The 25338-nt window shown below is 33.1% G+C and carries 10 protein-coding genes and 1 pseudogene; 3 read left to right on the top strand and 8 right to left on the bottom strand.

The window, feature by feature from the left end; all coding sequences use genetic code 11:
• Nucleotides 1-55 precede the first annotated feature (55 nt).
• Genes leuS through HUE53_RS14435 form a run of 3 tightly spaced genes read left to right on the top strand, consistent with a single transcriptional unit; the run spans nucleotide 56 to nucleotide 4671 of the window.
• The gene (gene leuS, locus HUE53_RS07290) at nucleotides 56-2980 is read left to right on the top strand and encodes a leucine--tRNA ligase (protein WP_065212856.1); all 2925 of its coding nucleotides are present in this window, start codon (nucleotides 56-58) and stop codon (nucleotides 2978-2980) included.
• A 10-nt stretch (nucleotides 2981-2990) separates the two neighbouring features.
• The gene (locus tag HUE53_RS14430; RefSeq protein ID WP_081278968.1) at nucleotides 2991-3395 is read left to right on the top strand and encodes a DUF262 domain-containing protein; all 405 of its coding nucleotides are present in this window, start codon (nucleotides 2991-2993) and stop codon (nucleotides 3393-3395) included.
• A gap of 46 nt (nucleotides 3396-3441) precedes the next feature.
• The gene (locus HUE53_RS14435; protein ID WP_050855782.1) at nucleotides 3442-4671 is read left to right on the top strand and encodes a DUF262 domain-containing protein; all 1230 of its coding nucleotides are present in this window, start codon (nucleotides 3442-3444) and stop codon (nucleotides 4669-4671) included.
• Between the two features lie 128 nt (nucleotides 4672-4799).
• On the opposite strand, the gene HUE53_RS14440 is transcribed toward HUE53_RS14435, so the two are convergent.
• From HUE53_RS14440 to HUE53_RS07330, 8 genes and pseudogenes are all read right to left on the bottom strand, one after another.
• Nucleotides 4800-4982: a transposase gene (locus HUE53_RS14440; protein WP_231138908.1), complete on the bottom strand. Its 183-nt coding sequence runs from the start codon at nucleotides 4980-4982 to the stop codon at nucleotides 4800-4802.
• Nucleotides 4972-5595 (bottom strand): annotated as a pseudogene (locus tag HUE53_RS14445) (IS256 family transposase). Before HUE53_RS14445 ends, HUE53_RS14440 begins: the two are co-directional and overlap by 11 nt.
• Nucleotides 5596-5662: 67 nt before the next feature.
• A complete protein-coding gene (locus HUE53_RS14450) occupies nucleotides 5663-5905 on the bottom strand; it encodes a transposase (RefSeq protein ID WP_250645103.1) in 243 nt (80 codons plus the stop codon).
• 195 nt (nucleotides 5906-6100) lie between these two features.
• Nucleotides 6101-6550 carry a GNAT family N-acetyltransferase gene (locus HUE53_RS07310; RefSeq protein ID WP_014165860.1) on the bottom strand — a complete coding sequence of 150 codons (450 nt, stop codon included), beginning with the start codon at nucleotides 6548-6550 and terminating at the stop codon, nucleotides 6101-6103.
• Between the two features lie 51 nt (nucleotides 6551-6601).
• Nucleotides 6602-8638, bottom strand: a complete 2037-nt coding sequence (locus HUE53_RS07315) for a LysM peptidoglycan-binding domain-containing protein (RefSeq protein WP_065212855.1) — start codon at nucleotides 8636-8638, stop codon at nucleotides 6602-6604.
• A 102-nt stretch (nucleotides 8639-8740) separates the two neighbouring features.
• Nucleotides 8741-9928, bottom strand: a complete 1188-nt coding sequence (locus tag HUE53_RS07320; protein ID WP_192188388.1) for a phosphoglycerate kinase — start codon at nucleotides 9926-9928, stop codon at nucleotides 8741-8743.
• A gap of 105 nt (nucleotides 9929-10033) precedes the next feature.
• Nucleotides 10034-11026: a PorP/SprF family type IX secretion system membrane protein gene (locus HUE53_RS07325; RefSeq protein WP_014165857.1), complete on the bottom strand. Its 993-nt coding sequence runs from the start codon at nucleotides 11024-11026 to the stop codon at nucleotides 10034-10036.
• 15 nt (nucleotides 11027-11041) lie between these two features.
• Complete coding sequence (locus HUE53_RS07330) at nucleotides 11042-25261, bottom strand: T9SS type B sorting domain-containing protein (RefSeq protein ID WP_192188389.1); 14220 nt, start codon at nucleotides 25259-25261, stop codon at nucleotides 11042-11044.
• Nucleotides 25262-25338: the final 77 nt, after the last annotated feature.

Raw genomic sequence — 25338 nt, forward strand, 5'->3', positions numbered from 1 at the left:
ACTATTTATTTTAAAACTAAAAATCATTTGGCATTATACCCAAATAAAAAATAATATGAAATATTTTCACAACGAAATTGAAGCCAAATGGCAAAAATACTGGGCAAATAATAAAACATTTGCTGCATCAAACAATTCAAACCAACCAAAATACTACGTATTAGATATGTTTCCGTATCCTTCGGGAGCTGGATTACACGTAGGGCACCCGCTGGGATATATCGCTTCTGATATTGTGGCACGTTATAAACGCCATCAAGGATATAATGTATTACATCCTCAAGGGTATGATTCTTTTGGTTTGCCAGCGGAACAATATGCCATACAAACTGGTCAACATCCTGAAAAAACAACTCGCGAAAACATTGCTCGTTATCGTGAACAATTAGATAAAATAGGTTTTTCATTTGATTGGGATCGTGAAGTACGTACTTCTAATCCTGATTATTACAAACATACCCAATGGATTTTTATTCAATTGTTTAATTCGTGGTATAATAACGATACTGATAAAGCCGAAGATATTTCAACTTTAATTTCCGTTTTTGAAAAAGATGGAAATGCAAATGTTAATGCGGTATCTGATGATAATATTACTGTGTTTACGGCTAATGACTGGAAATCATACACTTCTGAAGAGCAACAAAAAATATTGCTACAATATCGATTAACCTATTTGGCAGAAACCGAAGTAAACTGGTGTCCTGCATTAGGAACAGTTTTGGCTAATGACGAAATTGTAAACGGTGTTTCAGAACGTGGTGGCCATCCTGTAATTCGTAAAAAAATGACCCAATGGTCAATGCGAATTTCTGCCTATGCCGAAAGATTACTACAAGGTCTTCATACCATTGATTGGACTGAATCGTTGAAAGAATCGCAACGTAACTGGATAGGAAAATCGGTTGGAGCCACTGTTAAGTTCAAAGTTCAAAGTCAAAAATCAAAAGAAGATCTTTCAGACGTTGGACTTTCCACTTTCAACTATATAGAAGTATTTACAACTCGTCCTGATACGATTTTTGGAGTAACATTTATGACATTAGCTCCTGAACACGAATTGGTTGCCCAAATTACGACTCCTGAGCAAAAAGCTGCGGTAGATGCGTATATTGAAGCAACGGCAAAACGTTCAGAAAGAGAGCGTATGGCCGATGTAAAAACTATTTCGGGTGTATTTACAGGTGCGTATGCAGAACATCCGTTTACCAAAGAACCTATTCCCGTTTGGATTGGCGATTATGTATTAGCAGGCTACGGAACAGGTGCAGTAATGGCAGTACCAATTGGAGATGAAAGAGATTACGCATTCGCAAAACACTTTAATATTCCAATTAAGAATATATTCAGTCTTACCTCCCCTCCTTTGGAGGGGTCGGGGGAGGCTGGCGCTTTTGCGGAAAAATCTGGTTTTGAATTAGTAGATTCTGATTTCTTAAACGGATTAGATTACAAATCTGGAACCAAGAAAGTTATTGAGGAATTAGAAAAAATAGGAGCAGGAAAAGCCAAAGTAAATTACCGTTTGCGTGATGCCGTTTTCTCACGCCAACGTTATTGGGGCGAACCTTTCCCAGTGTATTATGTAAATGGATTGCCTCAAATGATTGAAGCGAAACATTTACCAATTATTTTACCAGAAGTAGAAAAATACTTACCAACCGAAGATGGTCAACCACCATTAGGAAACGCATCAGTTTGGGCGTGGGATAGTGTACAGTGTGCAGTAGTTAGTAATACGTTAATTGATAATGTATCTGTTTTTCCTTTGGAATTAAATACTATGCCAGGTTGGGCAGGTTCGTCTTGGTACTGGATGCGTTATATGGATGCGACTAATGAAAATGAATTTGCAAGTGAAGCAGCTTTAAAATACTGGGAAAATGTCGATTTATACATAGGTGGAAGCGAACACGCTACTGGTCACTTATTATATTCTCGTTTTTGGAACAAATTTCTTAAAGACAGAGGTTTTGCACCAACCGAAGAACCCTTCAAAAAATTAATCAATCAAGGGATGATTTTGGGGATGAGTGCTTTTGTTTATAGAAGTGAAGATTCTAAAAAAATATATTCAAAAGGATTAATTAAAGACAAAAAGGTTCATCCTATTCACGTTGATTTATCGTGTATTAACGACATTACAAATGAATTGGATATTCAGAAATTCAGAAATCATCCTTTGTATTCCGATTATAAAGACGCTGAATTCATTTTAGACAATGGTGAGCTATACGTGCCAGTCTCTTCCCCTTCGGGGAAGTCGGATGGGGCTTATATTGTGGGTCGCGAAGTAGAAAAAATGTCAAAATCGAAATACAACGTAGTCAACCCAGACGACATCTGTAACGAATACGGTGCCGATACGTTGCGTTTATACGAAATGTTCTTAGGACCTCTAGAACAAGCTAAACCTTGGAATACGGCGGGTATTACGGGTGTGTATGGTTTCTTAAAGAAATTATGGAGGTTGTACTTTGATGATAATGGAAGTATTGTTACTAATGAGGAACCAACGGCAGATATGTACAAATCTTTGCATAAAACCATTAAAAAAGTAACGGAAGATATTGAGAATTTCTCTTTCAATACCTCGGTTTCCCAATTTATGATTTGTGTAAATGAATTATCACAACAAAAATGCCATCATAGAGCTATTTTAGAACCATTGGCAGTAATTATTTCGCCTTATGCGCCTCATATTGCCGAGGAGTTATGGAATGCTTTAGGTCACGAAGGTTCTATTGCAACGGTAGCTTTTCCTCAATTTGAAGAAAAATACTTGGTAGAAAGCGAAAAAGAATATCCAGTTTCTTTTAATGGGAAAATGCGTTTTACGATTAAGTTGCCTTTGGATTTAACAGTAGAGCAAATCCAAGAAAAAGTTATGGCTGACGAACGCACGCAAAACCAATTACAAGGTAGAACGCCTAATAAAGTGATTATAGTACCAGGAAAAATTATTAACTTGGTGGGATAAAATTCCAATTATGAGAGGAATTCAAGATACTTCAAATAAAACTTATAGGCAATTAATCGGTAATGGTCTTCGTTTTGAAATACCTAAATTTCAGAGAGACTATTCTTGGGAAGTTGAACAATGGGACGATTTGTGGTTAGATCTTATTTCGCTCTTTGAAGATGAAGAATCTGAGCATTATATGGGTTGTCTTGTTTTACAAACATCTGATAATAAAAATTTCTCTATTATTGATGGACAACAAAGGTTAACTACGATGAGTTTACTAATCCTATCCGTGTTAAAATGTTTGGATGATTTAATAAATAATAATGTTGATAGCGATAACAATAATAGAAGAAAAGAAGCATTACGAAACAGTTATATTGGCAACATAAATCCAGTTACATTGATTTCTGATAATAAAATTAAATAGAAATAGTGATGATTATTATAGACAACATTTAGTTTTGTTAAAAGATTTGCCAATTAGAAACACAAACTCATCAGAAAAACATCTGAGAGAATGTTTTTTATGGTTTTATGATAAGTCAAAAAAAACTTTTAAAACAGGTGAGGAATTAGCTGGTTTTGTTGATAATATAGTAGATAAACTATCGTTTACTGTAATTGAAGTTACAGATCCATTAAATGCTTTTAAAGTTTTTGAAACACTTAATGCAAGAGGAGTTCAATTACCATCTTCTGATTTATTAAAAAACTATTTGTTTTCTATCGTAGATGAGACAAAACCCCATAAATCAGAAATTGAGGAGTTAGAATCTTTGTGGAGCAAAGTTTTAGGCAAACTTGGCAGTCAAAAATTTGAAGAATATTTGAGATATTATTGGAATAGTAAAAATAAAATAGTCAGAAAAAATAATTTATTTAAAACTATAAAGAAATCGATCCTAAATAAAGAACAAGCTTTTACTTTAATTAGGGATTTGAACACAAATGCAGATATCTTTACTGCTATACAAAATCCAAATGATGAATTATGGTTTAGTAATAAGCAATTGAGTAATTATTTGAATGAATTAAAACTTTATCAAGTAAGACAAGTCTATTCTTTGTTTTTAATTGCTTATCAAAAATTAAACATAGACGATTTTACAAAATTGGTAAAATACTGTTCAATTATTTCATTTAGATATAATGTAATTGGAGGCTTAAATCCTAATGATCAAGAAGATGCTTATAATAAAGTTGCACTTGAAATATTTAAAAATGGCAACTATAATATAGAATTACTGAGATCTATTTATATCAATGATGCAGATTTTGAGCAAGATTATATTTCAAAAAGTTTTAAAAGAACAACTAGAAACCATAAAATAGTGAAATATATTTTAGGGAATATTGAAAAGAAAATATTTTCAAATGATATTTCTTTTGAAAGTGATATATTTACCATTGAACATATATTGCCAGAAAGTGCAGATGAAAACTGGGGTGATTTTACAGATGAAGAAATCAATCGTTCAATATTTAGATTAGGTAATTTAGCATTGCTTGAAAAAAGTTTGAATCGAGAAATAGATAATTCAAAATTTGAAGTAAAAAAAGAGGTGTTTTCAAAGAGTAATGCCAAATTTACGAAAAGAATTACTGAAGAGTTTGAAACTTGGAATGAAAGCAAACTTATTTCTAGACAACGAGAAATGGCAAGATATGCAAAGTCAATTTGGAAAATACAGTTGTTGGAATAAAATTGAACTATATAAAGACACTATCCCTAAAAGTGTGTAAATTATAATAATGGGTTTGACTTTTTATTAAAGTTGAACCCTTTTTTCAAATATAGTTAAGAACTTATTGAGGATTAATCCCCAGTTTTTTATTGCATTGACCGTTTTTTGGTTGCTTCTTTTAATGCCAAATATACAGATTTTAAAACAGCTTCATCTGTTGGGAATAATAATTTATTTTTGGTATATTTTCTAATTTTTCCATTTAGATTTTCGATTAGATTAGTAGTGTGAATGATTTTTCTAATTTCTATTGGAAAGTCAAAAAACACTGTGGAGTTCCTCCCAGTTTTCTTTCCAAGATTTTACCGCATAAGGATATTTATGATTCCATTTGCTTGCAAAATCTTCCAATGCTCCTTTAGCGGCTTGTTTGGTTGGAGCATCATAAATTAGCTTCATATCCTTTGAAAACTCTTTCTTATCCTTGCAGACTACATAACGCGCTGAGTTTCTAATTTGATGCACTACACAGATTTGTGTTTGTGATTCAGGGAATACATTTTTAATAGTTTGGGTAAAGCCATTGAGGTTATCAGTTGCTGTAATTAAGATATCCTCAACCACGAGCTTTTAAATCGGTCAATACGCCCAGCCAAAAGCTGGCACTTTCATTCTTGCCTAACCACATCCTAAAACTTCTTTTTTACCGTCTCTATTTAAGCCTATAGCCAGATAAATAGTCTTATTGATGACCTTAGAACTTTCACGAACTTTAAACACTATACCATCCATCCAAACAATTAAATAAATAGGTTCTAATGGTCTGTTTTGCCAAGCTATTCTATCATTAGCTATTGATTCTGTTATGCGAGATATGGTGGAAGTTGAAATATCAAAATTATACACCTCTCTAATTTGTTCTTCAATATCGCTAACACTCATCCCTTTGGCTATAATGATACGATTACATTCTCTAAACCATCAACCATATTTTGCCTCTTAGGAACAATTATAGGATTGAATGAAGCTTCGATTTTCTAAAAAAGGTTTTAACTTTTTTAGTAGAATATCCGTTCCTAGAATTAGATCTTGTCGATTTTTCGTGTTTATCATAACCCAAATCGGCATCTAGCTCACCATTTAAAATTGCATCTAATCCACATTTTTGTAGTTGAGCAAGAAATCCACTTAAATCCTCGCCCGTTTTGAATTGCTTCAAAAATGCATCCGATAATAAATCTTCTTTTTTCATAAAACTGTATTATATTTAAATTTAAACAAAAAAAGAGACTGTCCAAAAAGTAATAAATCAACATGCAGTTTATCACTCCGACGTTAGTAGTCTCATAATCAGTATTATGTGATTTATCCCTTTGGTCGAAATGACAAGATTGCGAACTTTTTAGACAGCCTCTTTTTTATACTTACACAGTTTATGTTATAGTACCTAAAAAGATTTTCTTTTCATCTCTATATGTGGAATATCATCTTCTAAATATACTTCGGAGGTTTGTATGAAACCATGAGTTTTATAAAACTTGACTAGATATTCTTGTGCTGATATTGTGATATTCTTTTGGTTATAAATGGTTTCTAGTGTATCAACAGCAACTTTCATCAACTCATGACCTAACTTAAGACTACGATATTTAGGAGAAACTACGACTCTACCAATTGAGGATTCTTCAAAATAATCACCTGCATTAAACATACGACAATAACTAGCTAATTCTCCATTTAAATAACCTAACACATGAATTGCTTTCGAATCCTTTTTATCAATATCCAAATAAGGACAATTCTGTTCTACTACAAAGACTTCTGAACGTAAATGCAACATATCATACAACTCGTTCACAGAAAGTTCTTCAAAACGCTTTATTTTAAATTCCTGCATAATTAATTCTTTTAAAAAATTAAAAGACGCTAGTGCGTCCTTTAGTATATGTTAAATTTTTATTTTCATTCCTGGTTGTAGATCATTTTCTTTTATGTTATTTTTCTTTCTTAGCTCTGCAACTGTTGTATTATACTTTTTAGAAATTTTAAATAACGAATCTCCTTTTTGAACTATATATAATTTTTGCTCATCAAATGGAAGTTTCTTTTTTGGCAATTCAACTTTAGCAACAATAGCTTTTTCAACTTTTAGCTGTTCTCCTACTTTAATATCTTTTGATGTTTTATCATTCCACTGCATGAGTTCATCAACAGTTACACCATAATTTTTAGCAATTTTTCCGAAATTATCTCCTTTTTTTACGGTGTATAAATCGGTCTGAACAATAACTTCTTGTTTAGGTTCAATTAGTTTAATAACATCTCCTGGATTTACGATCCCATTTTCAATTTGATTCCATTTTTTTAAATCTGATACAAACAAACGATGTTTTTTAGCTATACCATAAAGTGTTTCTCCTTGTAAAACAGTATGTTCAGAAAGAGGTGTATCAGTAGTTGTATTTACTTCATTTTTAATTTTTACCTCTTTGTTAACTAAATCTACTGTTTTTATTTTAGACCCGTTTCCTCCTGTAGTTAACGCAACTGGATTGCTTTCTTCTATTTCTTGAACGGCATTTGCAGCAATCGTATTGGATTCATCGTATTTAATACGAATTCTGGAACCTTTTAAAAGATGTATTCCTCTTAATCTATTCCATCTTTTTATATCAGCAATTGCTACGTTATATTTCTCTGCAAGTTTTCTCGCATCTTCGCCCTTTTTAACAATATGAAATTTTTGTAATAAAGGTTTTTTAGATTCCGTTTTATTAACGAAGCTTTCTTCTATGCCTTTTTCTGTATCAAATATTTCTTTAACAATGCGTGGTTTAATTTGTCTTATGAAGGGTCTTTCTCTCTTACTTTCTTGGTGATCAATATAAGCATAAACTTTATCTTCATTAGATGCCAAAATGGCTAATTTCTTTTTGGGCAAACAAATGAAATGGTTTTTACCTGTTACATAAGGAACAACCTTCATTTTATAAGAAGGGTTTAAAAATTCAATATCAGACTCAGGCATATCCAACAAACTTGCTAATTGCTTAAAGCTTACTTTTCTTTTTAGAGCAATAGTATCTGTTTCAAAATGTTTTGCTACAGGTTTATAAGGTACTAATCCATGTTCTTTATGATACTCAAAAATATACATGGTGGCTAAGAAAGCAGGCACATAACCTTGTGTTTCACGGGGTAATTTATGTTTAATATTCCAAAAATTTTGAAATCCTCCAGAACGACGAATAGCTTTACTCACGTTTCCAGCTCCTGAGTTATAGGAAGCCAACACAAGTTCCCAATCTCCAAAAATTTTGTACATACCCTGCATATAACGTGCAGCAGCATCGGTAGCTTTAAAAGTATCTTTACGTTCATCTATGTAAGAATCAATTTTTAAACCATATTGTTTACCTGTTTCGTACATAAACTGCCACAAACCTGTTGCTCCCACTCTGGATACGGCACTAGATCGTAATGCTGATTCTACAATGGAAAGATATTTGATTTCCAAAGGCACATCATAACGAGCCATTGCTTCTTCAAATAAGGGGAAATAAAACTGAGATAATCCCATTAAACGTTCATAAGATCGTTTGCGGTTTTTTAGAAAATTTTTAACTAAGTTTTCTAATTGTGGATTATATTCAATATTAAAAGGAGACTTTTCATCTAATAAGCGTAATCTTTCCTTGAATACATCTGTTGGCAAATCAAAGTCTACTTTTATATTTAAATCAAGATTTTTTATATCTGAAACAATTCCATCAAAAATATCTTGTGTATTAGATAGTTCCTTTATATGTTGATTGTCTATGCAATCTGACGTTTCATTAACCACAAAAGTTCCTTTTATAGAATCTAAATAAGATCGTTTAACTATAGGTTTTAAAACAGAATCTTGTGGAATCTTATTTTGTGCATACGTTCCAAAAGCAGCTACCAGTAAAAATAGATTGAGAGCAAGTTTCTTTCTAATCATCAGCTTTAATTTATTAAATAACTTATTTTCAGCTATTTAAATTAGATTTACAAACATAAAACCTAATTTTGATTTACAATAATAAAAAATGTTAAAATTTAATTAATTTAAAATGGCAGCAATTCCAGGTAAGATTTTACCTTCTAACATTTCTAACATGGCACCTCCACCTGTTGAAACGTAGCTCATTTTTGGTTCGAATCCAAACTGTTTTACGGCCGCAACGCTGTCTCCTCCTCCAACTAATGAAAAAGCTCCATTTTGTGTAGATTCAGCTATATAATTCCCTAATTCAATCGTGCCGTTTGCAAAACGATCCATTTCAAAAACACCTAAAGGACCGTTCCATAAAATGGTTTTTGAATTTAAAATAACCTCTTTAATCGTTTCTAATGATTTAGGACCTACATCCATACCTAACCATCCGTCAGGAATAGAATTAACATCTATTAACTCAGTATCTGCTGTATTAGAAAAAGAATTAGCTGCTAATACATCAACAGGTAAATGAATTTGAACTCCTTTGGATTTAGCTTTTTCAAGAATTTCAAGAGCCAAATCTAACTTATCCTCTTCACACAATGAGTCACCAATCTGCCCCCCTAATGCTTTAATAAAAGTAAAAGTCATACCTCCACCAATAATCATGTGGTCTATTTTATCTAAAATATTTTCAATAACTGTAATTTTTGAAGAAACTTTACTTCCTCCTAATACAGCTGTTACAGGTTTTATACTATTATTTAAAACCTTATTCAAACTTTCAATTTCTTTAGCTAAAAGAGTTCCAAAACATTTATTATCAGGAAAAAACTGTGCTATTATAGTAGTAGAAGCGTGCGCTCTATGTGCTGTACCAAAAGCATCATTTACATAAACATCACCTAAGGAAGCTAATTTTTGAGAAAACTCAACAGATCCTTCTTCTTCTTCTTTGTAAAAGCGTAGATTTTCTAGTAATAAAACATCCCCTGCTTTAACATTCGTTGCCGCATTTTCTGCAATAGATCCAATACAATCCGATGCGAAAGTTACAGGTCGACCTAAAATTTCAGCTGTTCTGGAGACTATGTGTTTTAATGAAAACTTATCTTCTACTCCTTTTGGTCTTCCAAGATGCGATAATAAGATAACCGCCCCTCCTTCATTTAAGATTTTATCAATAGTAGGCTTGGCAGCTTCAATACGGGTTGTATCTGTAACATTAAAATTTTCGTCTAGAGGCACATTAAAATCAACTCGGATTAATGCTTTTTTATCTTTAAAATCAATATCAAAAATAGTTTTCATTGTGTTGTAATTTTTTATATACAAAAATAAAACAAAAAAGGCTAAAAAAATGCTAAATCATAGAATCTAGCTGTTTTTTAGCCTTACTTTTTTTAGATTAAATGACTAATCTTCAGATAAAGAATTTTGTGTACAAGGACAATTACTAATACCTTGAAAGAAATCCCATCCTAAAGTAATCATGTGTGTACCTGAGTTATACTTTACTAATTCATTGGTTGTAACTTGATAAGCGTAACCAGCATAAAACCCTCCTTTTTTTAATCCAAGCATAGGTCCAATTGACAAAGGCTTCATAGGTTGATCATTTAAGAAACGATAAGTCGCTCCTAACCAAAAATAACCTGTACGTTGATAATCTATATAACGGTATTTAAGGTTAACATCTGTAGAAGAACGTCCATCACTTTCAAAATATTGAAAATAAGCAGAAGGTTCTATTTCGGTTCTTGAATCACGACTTCCTTTAAAAAGGTAACCTGTATAAAGTTGATAATTACGCAATTGATTAGGTTCTGGTGAAACAGGAAATTTCTTAAGGTCTTTTGGTAATAAATTACTAAAATTCAAATTGATATAAAATTTACTCTTTCTATATAGAAAACCAACATCAAAGTTACTATTATTAATAAGTCGATCATTATTCACGCTTCCATCAAAGGTTTGAAAGTTTTCAATTTCATGTCTAAAGTTATTGTAATTGTAAGATAGACCAAAAGAAAAATATTGTTTACTTGGATAGTCTAAAATGATATGATGTGCAAATGATAGTTTAGCCCCCATTTGACGACTATTTCCATTTTTATCATTATAAACATGAAAACCAATTCCCGATTGATCTAATATACGCATATCAAAATAAGCGGCTTGATTATTAGGGGCATCTTTAATGCCAACCCATTGAAAAAATCCATTAACACGAATCCTTGCATTATCACCTATCCCAGCATAGGTAGGTGATAAAACAAATGGATTATCTGCTAAATATTGAGTAGCTGCAGGCAGGTGTAACTCCTGAGCAATACTTGAGGATACTACAGAAAAAGCCAATATTGTAAAAGCTCTTTTTGTTTGATTATATAGTGTACGAACTGTCATAACTCAAAAGTTAAATTATCTATAAAGAGTGAAGTGACCTACAAACTCTTTTCCATCATTATTATCTACTTTTATAACATACCAGTAATCACCAGAAGGTAATTCTTTACCGTTATATTTTCCACTCCATCTTGACCCTACTGGTAATGTAGCAATTAGACGTCCGTAACGATCATAAATATGTGTCACTAATCTTGGATAAACTGTAGGATCTACACAACCAGGTCCCCAATCATCATTTTCCCCATTGCCATCTGGTGTCATCACATCAGGAATACAAATAGGAATATAAGTTAAGCGTTTAACATCTATATCACTACATTCACTATCATCCGTAACTATTACTCGTATCTGTTCATACTGTTGGTAGTAGATAAAAGTATTATTAGATCCTGATTGCATCTGTTGTCCATCTGCAAAGAATGTATACTTATAATTACCTGAACCTCCTGTAGCAACTGCCATTGCGGTATTAAGACCTGAAATACTTAATGTAACATCTAATTCATTTAGAGGAGTTACCATAAATGGAGTTGGAAGTACATTGTTATTTGGACATCCATTAGGCCCTTCTACAAATACCGTATGAAATGCAGGAGCTAAGAACTGGTTTGTGTATTTCGGATCAGTAGATAAGAATACATTACTAGTTTGAGCAGGTAAATTATCTAAACTAAATTTATAATTACCAACAAAAGCACCTTTAGGGTCTAATTTGTTTGTTACCTCTATTCGTACCATTGGTTTATTTGTTAATGGATTACAAGGATAAGTAACATTAATTACAGGCTCAAAACTATCACCAGGACCTATTGTAACAAAATATAAGGCTTTACAATTTGTAGCATTAGAATCTTTAATAGCAATAGAATATTTTTTACCGTCTAATCCATTAAATACATGAGAGTTCACACCGTCTAGATTGTTAATTGGTTCATAAATTGAATCATCAACTTCAACTGGTGGGGTTGAATTATCAAAACTTGTTTTATATTCTTTTGTTACAAAATAAGGCCCTGTACCTCCTTGAATATTTGTAATATGAATTTCTCCTCTATTTTCATTAGCACATATTTCATCTATACCAGTCACAGTACCTTTAAGTTCTGCTGGTGCTGTAATACGTACAGATTGTACTGGTGGATGGCATGAAGTAGCAACTGTAAACACATTTATCTCATACGTATCTGGTTTTAGATTACTAATTGTAAAAGTACCAGCGGCTAAATCACTATCGTTAACAGTATAAACTTGTTGATGTGTATAAGAGCCATCCCCTGAACTAATAGAATACTGTAATTTACGATTATCAATACCTGTTAAGGTTACTACAATTTTTCCATCTCTTTTGTATGAACAAGTAGTCTGAATTCCTTTTAAGTCAAATTTTAATTCAGCTGGTGAACTAATAGACACAGGAGTACTTATAGAAGTACAATTACCACTTCTAACTTGAATTGTATGATTCCCTACTGGGACATTCATAAATATACCTGTAGTATTAGAAATATTTGAAGGTAATAACACATACGTATAGTTTCCTTGTCCTCCACTTGCATGGGCAACAACTCTAGCTGTGTCATACGAACAATTTACTTGGATAGGTGAAATTGGATCAATCGTAAATGGTGACAAAGTACTGATTGTGTATCCGTTTGTTTCAACCCCAGCACAAGCATTTGTATCACGAACATAATATTTATAAGTTATGCCAGCAGCTAAATTATTTAATCTCAAAGGAGAAACGAATGGTGTCCATGGTCCTGATTGAGAATTACTATATTCAAATATACCTGTACCTCCAGTAGCTGTAAGAATTAAACTAGCTTGGCTTGTATCACAAATTTGTGAATTAGGTACTAAAGATAAAGAGGTTTTAATTTCTTTAGCAGGTAATACATCAAAGAATAATTGTTTAGATGGACAATTAGATGCGTCATTCACAATAACATAATAACGTCCAGGAGCTAAATTAGTAAACGTATTAGATGCTTGAGGTCCTGAAGTAACTCCTACAGGATTTACATAATGTAAAGTGTAATTATAATCATTAGGAACATTATAACCACCTGTTACGCCTACTACTTGTACTACTCCATCATTTACACCAAAACAACGTAATTGTACTGGTGCAATATTAGGTGCATCAATAATAGCGGGTTTAGATAAATTAACTATCTGATTTACAGAACAACCTTTATCATCTTTGACTGTTACGGTATAAGCTGAATTACCCGATAATCCAGTAAATACACCTGGAGATAATTGCTGTCCTTCAACCGGTGATATAGTATAGGTGTAATTACCCCAACCACCTGTAGCAACTGCGCTAATAGAACCATCATTACCTGGTGTACAAGTTAATAATCCTTTAGTAGTGGCAATCGTAAGTGCATTGTTCGGTTCGTTAATTGTAAAATTAGACGAGAAAGTACAATTAGGTTTTTTAGCTAAAGTAACATTAAGAGTATAAGTACCAGCAGAAAGCCCATTAATGAGGAGTGGTCCTGCAGTAGCACTATTTCCTACTAAATTAAATCCAGTATTGTTATTTGTAACCGTATAATTAAATTCTCCAGCTTGATTTCCATTACTTAATATGGTATCTACTATGGAAACCTCTGTACTACCTGTAAAACTTCCTTTACAAGTTACATCCTTGGTATTTGCTAATTGTATAGCAAAAGTATTTGGATCTGCTACATAATGTATTTTTTGAACACTACAATTCGTTACAGGGTTAGTAACTGTAACCATGTAGTTATCTTTTCCTAAATTAGTAAAGATACCTGTAGTATTAGTAATAGATGCTTTTGTTCTCATATTAGTTACATTGTAATCATACAAAGGAACTGGTGCACCTGTAGTAGTAACACTTACCGTAATATCCTCACCACTAATACATGTAATATCATTATTTACCACAATATTAGGTCCAGAAATACTAACAAAAGGATTTACATCAACTGTAGCAGTTCCTTTACATCCTTTATCATCATATACATTTATAGTATATTTTCCACCTACTATATCCGTTGTTGAATAGGTTTTTTCTGGACCAAAATAAACTTGCTTGCCGTTTAAAACAAACTCATAGTTTACATATTTACCAGAACCACCTGTTACGCCATTAACAGTAATTGAAGCAGCATTAACAGAGTTAGGATTTAGTTTTGTACAAGCAAACTGATTAACAACAGGAGATGGGACAGTCATCACGTCAGGCTGAGAGATTGTAACTTGTTGTTTTACTTTACAATTTCTACCTGAAGTAACTTCAACAGTATAATTACCCGCTGGTAATCCTGTAAATACATTATTAGTTTGTGCTGGCCTCAATTGTTGAGAAGGGAAAACTAAAGCATAAGTATAAATAGGATTTCCATTTGATGGAGCCGGTTCTAAATTTACTGTAATCGTTCCGTTACTATCTCCATTACAGATAGTAGAGGTAGGTAGTATAGAAGCGATCAATACATCATCTGGTTTTTCTAATTTAACTGTAATATTTTTAGTACAAGCAGTAGTCAAATCTCTAACTGTAAAAGTGGAATCTCCAAATGGTAAACCTGTAAATATACCTGTACCATTTACTGTAGCTCCATACGTGTATTCATAATTACCCGATCCGCCAACAGCAGTAAGTGTTATCTTACCATCATTAGCATTACAAGTAGGCTGAGCAACAATAGTAGGATTGATATTTAATGGCGGATATACAGTAATTGATTTACTGTCGGTACATCCATTAGCATCTTTTATAGTAATCGTATTATTTCCTATAATTAATCCATTAAAGGTATACGGTGCAATTACATTTACAAATGAGCTAGTTCCATTAGCATTTGTAATACTATAAGTATAAGGAGCTATTCCATCTACAACACTAGTTGCTGTTATTACATAATCAGTACCATTAGAAGTACATTGATTAGCAGCAAACACTGGGAGTGTTAGTACAGGATTCGTATCAGTAGGCAGAATAACTGGCACCTGTGCGATACAATTGTTGGCATCTTTTACATAAGCTATGTAATTACCTCCATCACGATTAAATACGGTAGAAGTTGTCCATCCCACAGAAGCAGCTGTAGGAGCAGGATCAGTAGCTAACGCTACAATATAGGAGTAAGTAGGAGTACCATTATTACCTAAAACTTTAATAATACCTGCTAGAGGATTACAATTATCATTTTTATCTACAGTAGCTGTTATTGCCAATTGTGTAGGAGTACCTACAGTAGCAGAAGCTGTTGTAATATCACACTTAGGAAAGTTATTTTCCTTAATTTTAACTGTATAAGTCCCCGCTGGTAAACCTGATATAGTAAACGGATTGGTTACAGTATTATCAACTATAATACCATTATGTCCAGCAACTATTGTATTAGTATTATCATATAAAGTATACGCATAAGGTCCTGAATACCCTTGAACACTTAATAATAAACTTCCACCAGTAGTATCTCCAAAACATTTTACACTTGCATCAGGTGCTAGAGTAGCGGTTAATGTTTTAAATACATTTATTTGATGTCCTATTTGAATAAAACATCCAGTAGTTGCATCTATTACTTGGAAAGTATAAGAACCTGCTGCACTAATTGTAAATTGATTAGCAGTTGGTCCAGCAACCACGTTAGTTGCTCCAAAAGGAATTACTTGGTAAGTATAATTACCTGAACCTCCTGTAGCATTAATACTAATAATTTCATTTTGAGTACAATCAATAGCTTGATTTTTAACTATGGTTGCTCCTAATGGTGTTATAGCATTAATATCAACTTTTGTAGTTCCGATACATCTGTTAGAATCAAACACTCTTATTGTGTAAGAACCACCAGCTGTATCTTGTGTTTTAAATGCAGAGCTAGCACCAGATTGTAAAACAACACCAGCCAGTTCAAACTCATAAGTTGTATATATTCCTGTACCTCCTGTAACATTTGTAACTTTGATTTCTGCAGGATTATAAGCATTCGTAGCATTACATGCAAACTGAGTAGCTACAGCGGTAATGTTAATAGGTGTTGGCTCATCTACTCTTACGTTTTGAGTAGCCGAGCAACCTCTTGCAGAAGTTACTGTGACAACATAATTGCCTAAAGGTAAACCTGCAAAGAGGTTCGTATCTTGTACTCCCACACCGTTTGGATCAGGAGCTATACTATATTTGTACGGTGCATCTGTATTAGTAGTATCTAAATTTACAGTTATACTACCATCATTACTACCAATACATTTAGTATTAGTAACTGTTGCTGCTACGAAAAGAACATCTTTAGCAGGTGCTAAATTTACAGGAACAGTTACTTTACAATTTGTTGTAAGATCCGTTACTTCAAAAGTGTAGTTACCTGGAGCTAAAGAATTAAAAATACCATTTAAATTAGTGGCTCCTAGAGGAGCTATTTGACTATAACTGTAGTTACCACTTCCATCATTTGCCTTAATAGTAATCGTACCAGTAGCTGTATTACAAGTAGGAAGTAAGGTAAAATCTCCAATTGCTTTTAAAGGTTTTAAAATTGTAACTGTAACCTTATTACCACAATCATTTTTATCTTTTACTTCTACGGTATGTACTCCTGAAGAAAGATTAGAAATAGTAAACGGTGCTGTCTGTGCTTGAAAAGCACCACCATCTATACTATACACATGAGGTGCAATACCAGAAGTTGTAAGTACTACATCAATAGCAAAATTACCCTCAGCAGCACATAAATTATTAACCGTTGCAGAAATAATTGGTTCTGAATCTACAGCAACCGTTATGAAATTAAATTTAATACAACCATTAGCGTCTTTTACATATACTATATATTTTCCTCCTTCTAAATTAAATACATTAGATTTATGGGTTAATGGATTAAAAGAACTAATAAATGCAGAATTTGTCGTTATAGGATCAGTACCATCTATTACCCCAGTTGCACCAGAATCAACAAATACTTGATATAAGTAAGGTCCTGTACCACCTGAAGCAGCAGCTGTAATAATACCAGCATTAGGTTTACAATTATCATTTGTGCTTGTCAAATCAAGTATTAAATCCGTTGCAGACTCTTTTATTTCATAAGGACCAAATGTCTTTCCACATCCTGCATTTGCTCCATTGATTTCACGTATTAAGATATTATACGAACCTGGTGCTAAAGGATTAATTGAATATGGATAAACAAAAGGCGAATTAATTATTACAGGGGCTCCAATGTTTACATTAGTAGCCGCATTAACTAATTGGTATGAAAACTGAGTAACACCTGCACTTAAATTACTTAAAGTAAATTTAATAGATCCATCAGCAGCACCTCTACACGTCACATTATTAATAACCGGAGATAAAGTAGGATTGATAAACGAAGGTGTCGTAGGGGCCGTTTGGAAGTGATAACATCCTGTTGTTGTATCATATACCACTATACTATAAGTGGCTCCTGGGATTAAACCATTAAAAATATGAGAAGCAGCACCATTATTAGAATTAACAAGAGTAGTTGACCATGGAGCAGCTGGTAAATCAACAATTCCAAACTGATAAGTACCTGGTCCGATAACTCCTCCTGAAATATCCACTTTTAAACTTGCACCTGTTGCACAAGTAGCTACACCTGTAAAAGCAAATGTTAAACCTGAAGGTGGGCTAGATACAATTTGATTTGGAACTACTTTAGAACAACCATTAGCATCAACTGCCTTTACAGTATAAACACCATAATCAATATTAGGGAAACAAACTGTAGCCGCTAATGGTAAAGAATTAACAACAATCGGAGTACCTACTTGTACACCTGATGCGTTAATTAATGTAAAGGTAATAGGCAATGTTCCTCCTGTTAAATCTGTATTTACACAGATAGAACCTAAATTATAAGTATTAGTTGCAATATTACAAGTAATAGGATTAATTTTAATTGTATAATTTAATAAAGCTGGTTCTGTAATACTGAAAGTTTTAGTATCAGTACAAGATTTTGCATCTGTAACAGTAACAGAATAATTACCAGCAGGTAAACCAGCTGTTTGTGTACCATAATTAATACCTGTTGTTGTATTTACAACTGATATGGTATAATCAGGTGTCCCGTTTGTAACGGTCCAAGTAAAGGCACCTGTGGCATCACCATGACATTTTACGGTTGGACTAGTTATGTTTAAAGATAAATTAGGTAACGAACGTGGTTTTATATCTAATATATTAGTCTCTATTTGACATCCTTTAGCATCTGTAATACGGAATTTATAAGTACCTGAGTTTGCTAATAAAACAGGATATGTAAAGGTAGAACCTGTAATAGTGCCTACTACGGTGTAAGCACCACCATTATAACTTACTTCATATTTGCCATACGGTAAATAACCGTTTGAAATACTACCATTAATAACAGCATCTGGCGTAGCCGTACAATCGTATCCCTTATTTAAAACAATTGTTGCATTTAATTCGCTATTAATTGTTTGTTGGAATACTGTAGGATTTGTACATCCATAAGCATCTCGCACAACTATTGTATAGGTACCTGGAATTAGCCCATTAAAAGTATGGCTATCAGTAGGTGTATTGCTTGGTACAAAAGCCCCTCCATTCAAACTGAAACTATAAGGAGAAATCCCTCCTGAAGCGGATACAACTAAAGATGCTTTGTTTGTATTGTCATAACAAAAATCAGAAGCTCCTACTAAAGCAATCGTAGGACGATTTGGGTTCGTTAAATTAATTGTTTTAGATACTTGACACCCTCCTGCATCCTTAATAGTTACAGTATAGTTGTTAGCTGGCAAATTACTAAATATATTACCAGTTAAAGTACCCGCAGCAGGACTAATTGTATAGGTATAACCTCCCCATCCTCCAGTAGCATTAACAATGATACTTCCTTGTTTTGTACAAGTAATAGGATCTTTATCCAATGTTGCATCTAAAGCAACTGTAGGTGTTTTTATCTCAAATAAAGTAGTTATCTTACACTTTGTTGTAGTATTAGTTACATCAACTGTGTAATTTCCTGCTCTTAAATTGTTTAATACAAAAGGCGATGTAGTTCCTGTACCTACAGAAGGAGTAGGACCTGTTACTACGTATGAATAACCTGTTCCAAAATTTGATACCGATATTTCAACAGATCCTTCAGTTCCATTTAAACATTTAATATCTGATAGAATTCGATTAGATATTGACATATCTGGTAATGGATTGATAGTATATTTTTCAGTATACGTACAATCTTTTGCATCAGTAACTACAAAGGTATAGGTACCCGCAGATAGATTAGTAAAAGCACCTGTAGTATTTGTTACAGCCGCAGCTACTGGATCTGTTATAGCATACTCTTTTAAAGGTAAGCTACCACCTGTAACGGTCACTTGTACATTAATTGTTTTAGCAGGACAAGTCATAGAAGAAGTAGGAGTAACCGTTAAATCCGTTGGAGGGGTTAATGGAACTACTACAAATGGAGGGTTAATCGTAAAACGACAACCATTTTTGTCTCTGACTACTATGGTATAAGTACCCGCAATTAAATTACTGAAAACGTTAGATGACTGCCATGTATTACCGTTATTATTACTATACTCAACACCTCCAGCACCATTTTCATTTGGTAACACTGTAACTGTGATAGTAGCATTCGTTTTACACGTGTAATTTGGATTTAGTGCAGCTGTAGCCTTTAAAATATTAGGTTGACTAATTGTAATAGTTCCTGTAATAGTACACAGTTTAAGATCTCGAATAATATAATTATAAGTTCCTTGTGCCAAACCAGCATAGCTAGTCTGATTAGAGAAACCAGCATTATTAAAGTTAATTTGATAACCACCCGCACCACCAGTAGGAGCAAAGGTAACACTTCCATCCGCTCCTCCATTACAGGTTACAGCTACGGTAGAAGGATTAGCAATTATAGGTACTAATTTTTTAACGGTTACAGTATTCGTGGTTACTTTACATCCTTTACTATCTGTTACTAAAAATTGATATGTAGTATCAGCTAAAACAGGAGGTATTGAGTATTTAAATGGCAAATTAGCTATAGGAGTAGGTACTGCTGGAGTATAATTTACACCTCCATCTGTACTTACTTGATATGAATAATTTGGATAACCATTTGAAATTGCAAGTGTAATTTCTGCATTTGGATTTGATGGATTACAATCAGCATCTTTTGTTAAAGTAGCTGTTGCTACCAATTGTGCATTAATTTGTTGCGCTGATGTAGCCGCAGTACAGCCAAAAGTATCTCTTACTACTACAACATAACTCCCTGGTGTTAAGTTTGAAAAAGTAGCATTATTTTGGAAAGGAATTAAAATAGTTCCTGTATTATTTTCTAATTGATATTGATAACCTGGAGTACCACCTGATGCACTTACTACTATAGTAGCAGCATTGGTTCCATCATAACAAAAATCAGATGTTGCTAGTACCTGTATAGTTGGTTTAGGTGCAATACCAATCGTAATTGTTGTTTTTTGTGTGCATCCATTAGCATCTTTTACCACAACCACATAATCACCTGGTGCAACGTTATTAAATTTATTATTTGATTGATAATTTATAACAGGAACACCCGTAGTAGTTTCTAATTGGTACTGATAAGCAGGAGTACCTCCAGTAGCAGTAACTGATACAATAGCACCAGTAGTACAAGTAGCTGGAGTTATATTAGTTTGTACTTGCAATTGAGCTGGTACAATTATGGCTTGTGGTAAATTAAAACTACAACCTGCATTAGCAGCAGTTAAGTCGTATTTTACCAATACAAATCCTGGATATCCTGCTGGAGGGACAGGTACTACTGCTGGAGATGTTTTATAAGATATCCAAGTAGCACCATTATTCATTGATACTTGATACCCTGAAGTTGTATTAAAGTTTTGTGCAGCTATGGTAATTGTAGCATCATTTAATCCTGCGCAGCTCACATCTTTATGAGATGTAATTTGAGCCGTAAAAGCTTGTCCACATGGGATATTTACAGGAATAGTTTTAGTTGCAATACAAGTTATAGGCAATTGATACGCTTCTATATCGTCTACAGCAAAATCGATACCATTTTGTTGTGCAACTTCTAATCTTAGAACAAAATCAAGGGTTGTATTATTTCCTGGATTTATAGTTTTGTTGTATACTTCCCATTTTTCCGTTTTAGGTATAGCTCCTGTAGAACTAGAGGATAGAGCTACGCCTGCGCTATCTTGTAACTCTACTGTTAAAGAAGCATCTGGTTGTGTATTTCCAATTCTTAATAGATTTCTTGCATAAAAACGAACTTGAATATCCTGATTCGGAATAATATCTTTGATTGTTTTTCTATATAAAACAGCATTATTAGGTATAGCATTTCCAGCATCTACAGCTAAATATCTACCTGGCCTTGCTCCAGTAGTATGATCCAAAGGAATAGACCAACCTGAATAAGGATTATTAAGTAAGAATTGTGTGACTGTATATTCTCCGTTACCAAAAAGTTTATTCCCATGACATTTCGTAGCCTCTACTTGTCTCTCCCAACAAAAAGCAGGGTTAATACCTGGAGAAGACACATCAGGACCCGATCCAAAATCTTCTTTTAATAAATTACTAAAAGTAGGAGGGTTGGTTAAATTATAATTTACTGTTATTACAGAGTTCCCACACTGAACGTTCTTGAATACATTAGAAGTAGGATCGTGTGGAGGATTCAATGCCGGTGAGATAGAATAGGTATATGTATAAGCCGTAGAACCATTATTAACGGTAACCGTACTCGTAGCGGAACCATTACAATTAAAGGCAGGTGCAGACGTGTTAATTGTTGGATCAGGAGGAATAGGATCTAAAGTAACCGTCATTGGAAACACACAATCAGCAGCATCTTTAACAGAAACAGTATAAGTACCTGGAGCTACTGAAATTTGGCTTACGTTAGTCCAACCATTCCCAAAGTTGTATAAATAAGGAGATGGTCCAGTGAAAGGTTTTCCTCCTTCTACATTTGTGATACGAATAATTCCTTTACCTCCAGTCGTATTACAGGCTAATGCCATAACACCTCCAGAAGCAGTTAATGGATTTTCAGGTTGAGAAATCGTAATATTAGGTTCTGTTTTTGTACAAACCGCAGTACCTATGGTATATTGAATTACAGGTGTATAAATACCTGGTGCTAAATTTGTAAACGATGAATTATTAGTAAAAGGAGCACCTCCAGTAATGCTATATCCTAATGTATTTCCATTTGCATTCGTAACATTAAATGTAATGGTCCCAGAAGTATCATTATAACATTTTACATCAGTATAGCTTACTGTATATACAGGAGCTGGAACTTTTACAACATTAATTTGAGTTGTTTGAGTACAGTTATTAGAATCATATACAGTAATGGTATTAATTCCAGGATTTGTAACAGAAATAACATTAGTTGTTAAAAATGGGGCAGGAGGAGCACTATTCAAATAGAAAAAGTATGGTGCAGTACCTCCAGTTGCTGATATTGTAATTTCGCCATCTGAACATGTACTTAAAGGTTTTGTTATAGAGGCATTTAATACCAATTGAGCAGGGTTAATTAAAGTAAAAGTTCCGTCTTTGGTACAACTTGGAGTGGTAACAATCCAATAGTAGGACAAACCAGGTGTTAAATTATCAAAGATATTATATGCCTGTGCCGTAGTAACCGAGTTTCCTACGATTAATCCAGAGGCATTTGTTCCTTGATATAAAGTATATGTATAAGGACCATCTACTCCAGAAACACCTAAATTAACAGATCCTAAATCTCCATTACATTTAGGTTGTGAAACCGTTGGTAAAACGGATATATTATTAGCTGGTACCTCGATGTTTTTAATAGGAATTTGACAAGAACCAGGAACCGTATTATCTTTTACATTTATTGTGTAATTACCTGCTGTTAATATTTGAAATACAGGATTAACGGTCCAAACACCCAACGTTCCATTAGGTTGTACTAATTGGAATTGAAATTTACCGGTACTATTAACAGGTTTAATAACTGTTATAGAACCTGGGGCACCACATACAATAGGTAATACTTTAACTTCAGTTTCTATTAAATTTTTATAAACGTTAAAATAAAAAGTTCTTGTACATCCTCCAATAAAAGTATAAATAAGTCTGTATTTTCCTTCATTTGAAACAGTGTATTCATTTGCCTCAACTATTTTATTCCAACAAGAATCTGTTGTAACAGGACAGTTTGTTACAGGATTATAGGGACCACAACCTGCTTTAGCTTCATCATATAATTGCCATTCTACTTTTATAGCTCCTGCGATATTAGGTTGTAATAATTTACTATCATCTTTACCGCAAAGATAAATACTAGGAATTCTTTCACCTGAATCAGTACACTGAACAGGAGTAAGACTTTGATCGTATTTAATTAGAGGATTTTCAAGATCTGCTCCGTATAGTTTAACATTAAATGTTTGAACAATAGATCTACAAATAGCATCTGTGCCTGTTACAGTATAAGTTCCTGGTAAATTTACTGTTACTTCTTGACTTGTTTTATTAGGAGTAAAAATTGCTCCTGCAGGCCCAGTCCAAACATAATTACCATAATTATCTCCTGCTTTTAGTGTGGTTGTATTACCACAATAAAGAACTTCTGTAGTGAAATTACATTTCTTATCTAAACCAACAATGAAGTTTGTTGAATTTGTAGAACCTACCAAACAATTAGGATCTATTTGAGAATAACTAGGATCATTGTGATTTTCCGCATTATTAATAACACCACTGTATTCAACAAAAGCTTGGTTTTTAATTTCATTTGAGCAAGCTGTTGTAAACTCATCACAAGAACAAGCAATTTTTACCTTGATTTTAATTGAATACTCTGGAGCATCTTTTTTTAGATATGCTTTAGGAATATAAATAAACAACTCCCTAGGATTTGTAGGATTTGTCTCATATTTCATTGAAGTATTTAATGCCGTATTTGTAGATGTAATACTTTGGAAACTTACATTTTTAGGAAGAATATCCTTTAACAATACATAATTAGTTCCATATTTATGAGATGTTAAACCTTGTGCATCGTCATTACCTATATTATCAAAATATATATTGTAATTAATTTCATCACATATATCTACGGTTTGATTAGAAATATCTAAACCTGCGTTATTTGTTACATTTTTCCTTAATATGACTCTAGGTCCAATAACATCAACAGCAAAAGCTGTAAAAAAAACAAAGTACTGATCACCATTTGTCCCTAGATTAATAGAAGCTGATGTATCATTATTTTTAATTACAGAATTACTAGGATTATCTACTTTAAAAATACCAGCGTCATAACCTAAGGTATTCTTACTACTAGGTGTTCTACCTGATAAAAGTCCTGAAGGATCAGTTAAAGTACTATTAAAGAAATTTTGTTTATAATCAGAAGTAAATTGGTTGATTTTTCTAAAAGGAGGTTGCATTAATACATTATTAATTTTAAAAAAATCACCTGATATTTGTTGATCTCCTTCTAATGCTCCAAATGCTACCCAAGCTCCTACGTTTCCTGTAGGTATTGTTTTAAATCCACTAACAGGTACATCTAAAGAATTAGTATTATTCAACTTTGTAAACCCATTAAAAGAAGTAATATTTTTAGCTGGCAAATTAGGATTTTCGTATATAACATACAAATGCCATCCTCCTGAATAACCTCCTCCTAAAGCGTCGTTACCTTCTGAACAAACAATATTGGCCACAGTATAATCACCTTGAATATCTACCAATTTATTTAATAAATCAGTAACATCGGCAAAAGCTGCATAAGGCTTATTTACTTCAGTGGTTTGATTATAGATAAGGGTACCTGATATATCTTCATAAACTGTAGATCTTGGAAGTTTTAATTTAACTTTCTTAATATCTAAAGTTGTATTTTTATAAATCCCTGCCCAATATAATGCCGCATATTTTACTTTATGACAGGCTTGGTAAGCAGTAGGAATTTTTAATTCAGCTTTACTAGCATTGTAAACGCTTCGATCTGCAGCATCTACATTAACATAAACCAGATTAATCCTATCATTAGTTACAACTCCATCGTATGGCAAAGTTGAGTGCTGCGATAAATTATTATTTCCTATTAATAAAATATCTGCATTAAGACCATTTGTCTGATTGACAACAGAAAAAGGCTTAAATTGTTGTGCAAAGGATTGATGAAATCCTAAGCTCCAGAACAATAAAATACATAAGTAATAACTCGATCTCATAGGGCATTCGTTTATTATTTAAAAACTCATAAAGTTATATAATTTTCTTATGAACTTGTTTTAGTAACAAATCATAT

It is taken from the genome of Flavobacterium columnare, from assembly GCF_014844295.1.
In the GTDB taxonomy this organism is placed as follows: domain Bacteria; phylum Bacteroidota; class Bacteroidia; order Flavobacteriales; family Flavobacteriaceae; genus Flavobacterium; species Flavobacterium columnare.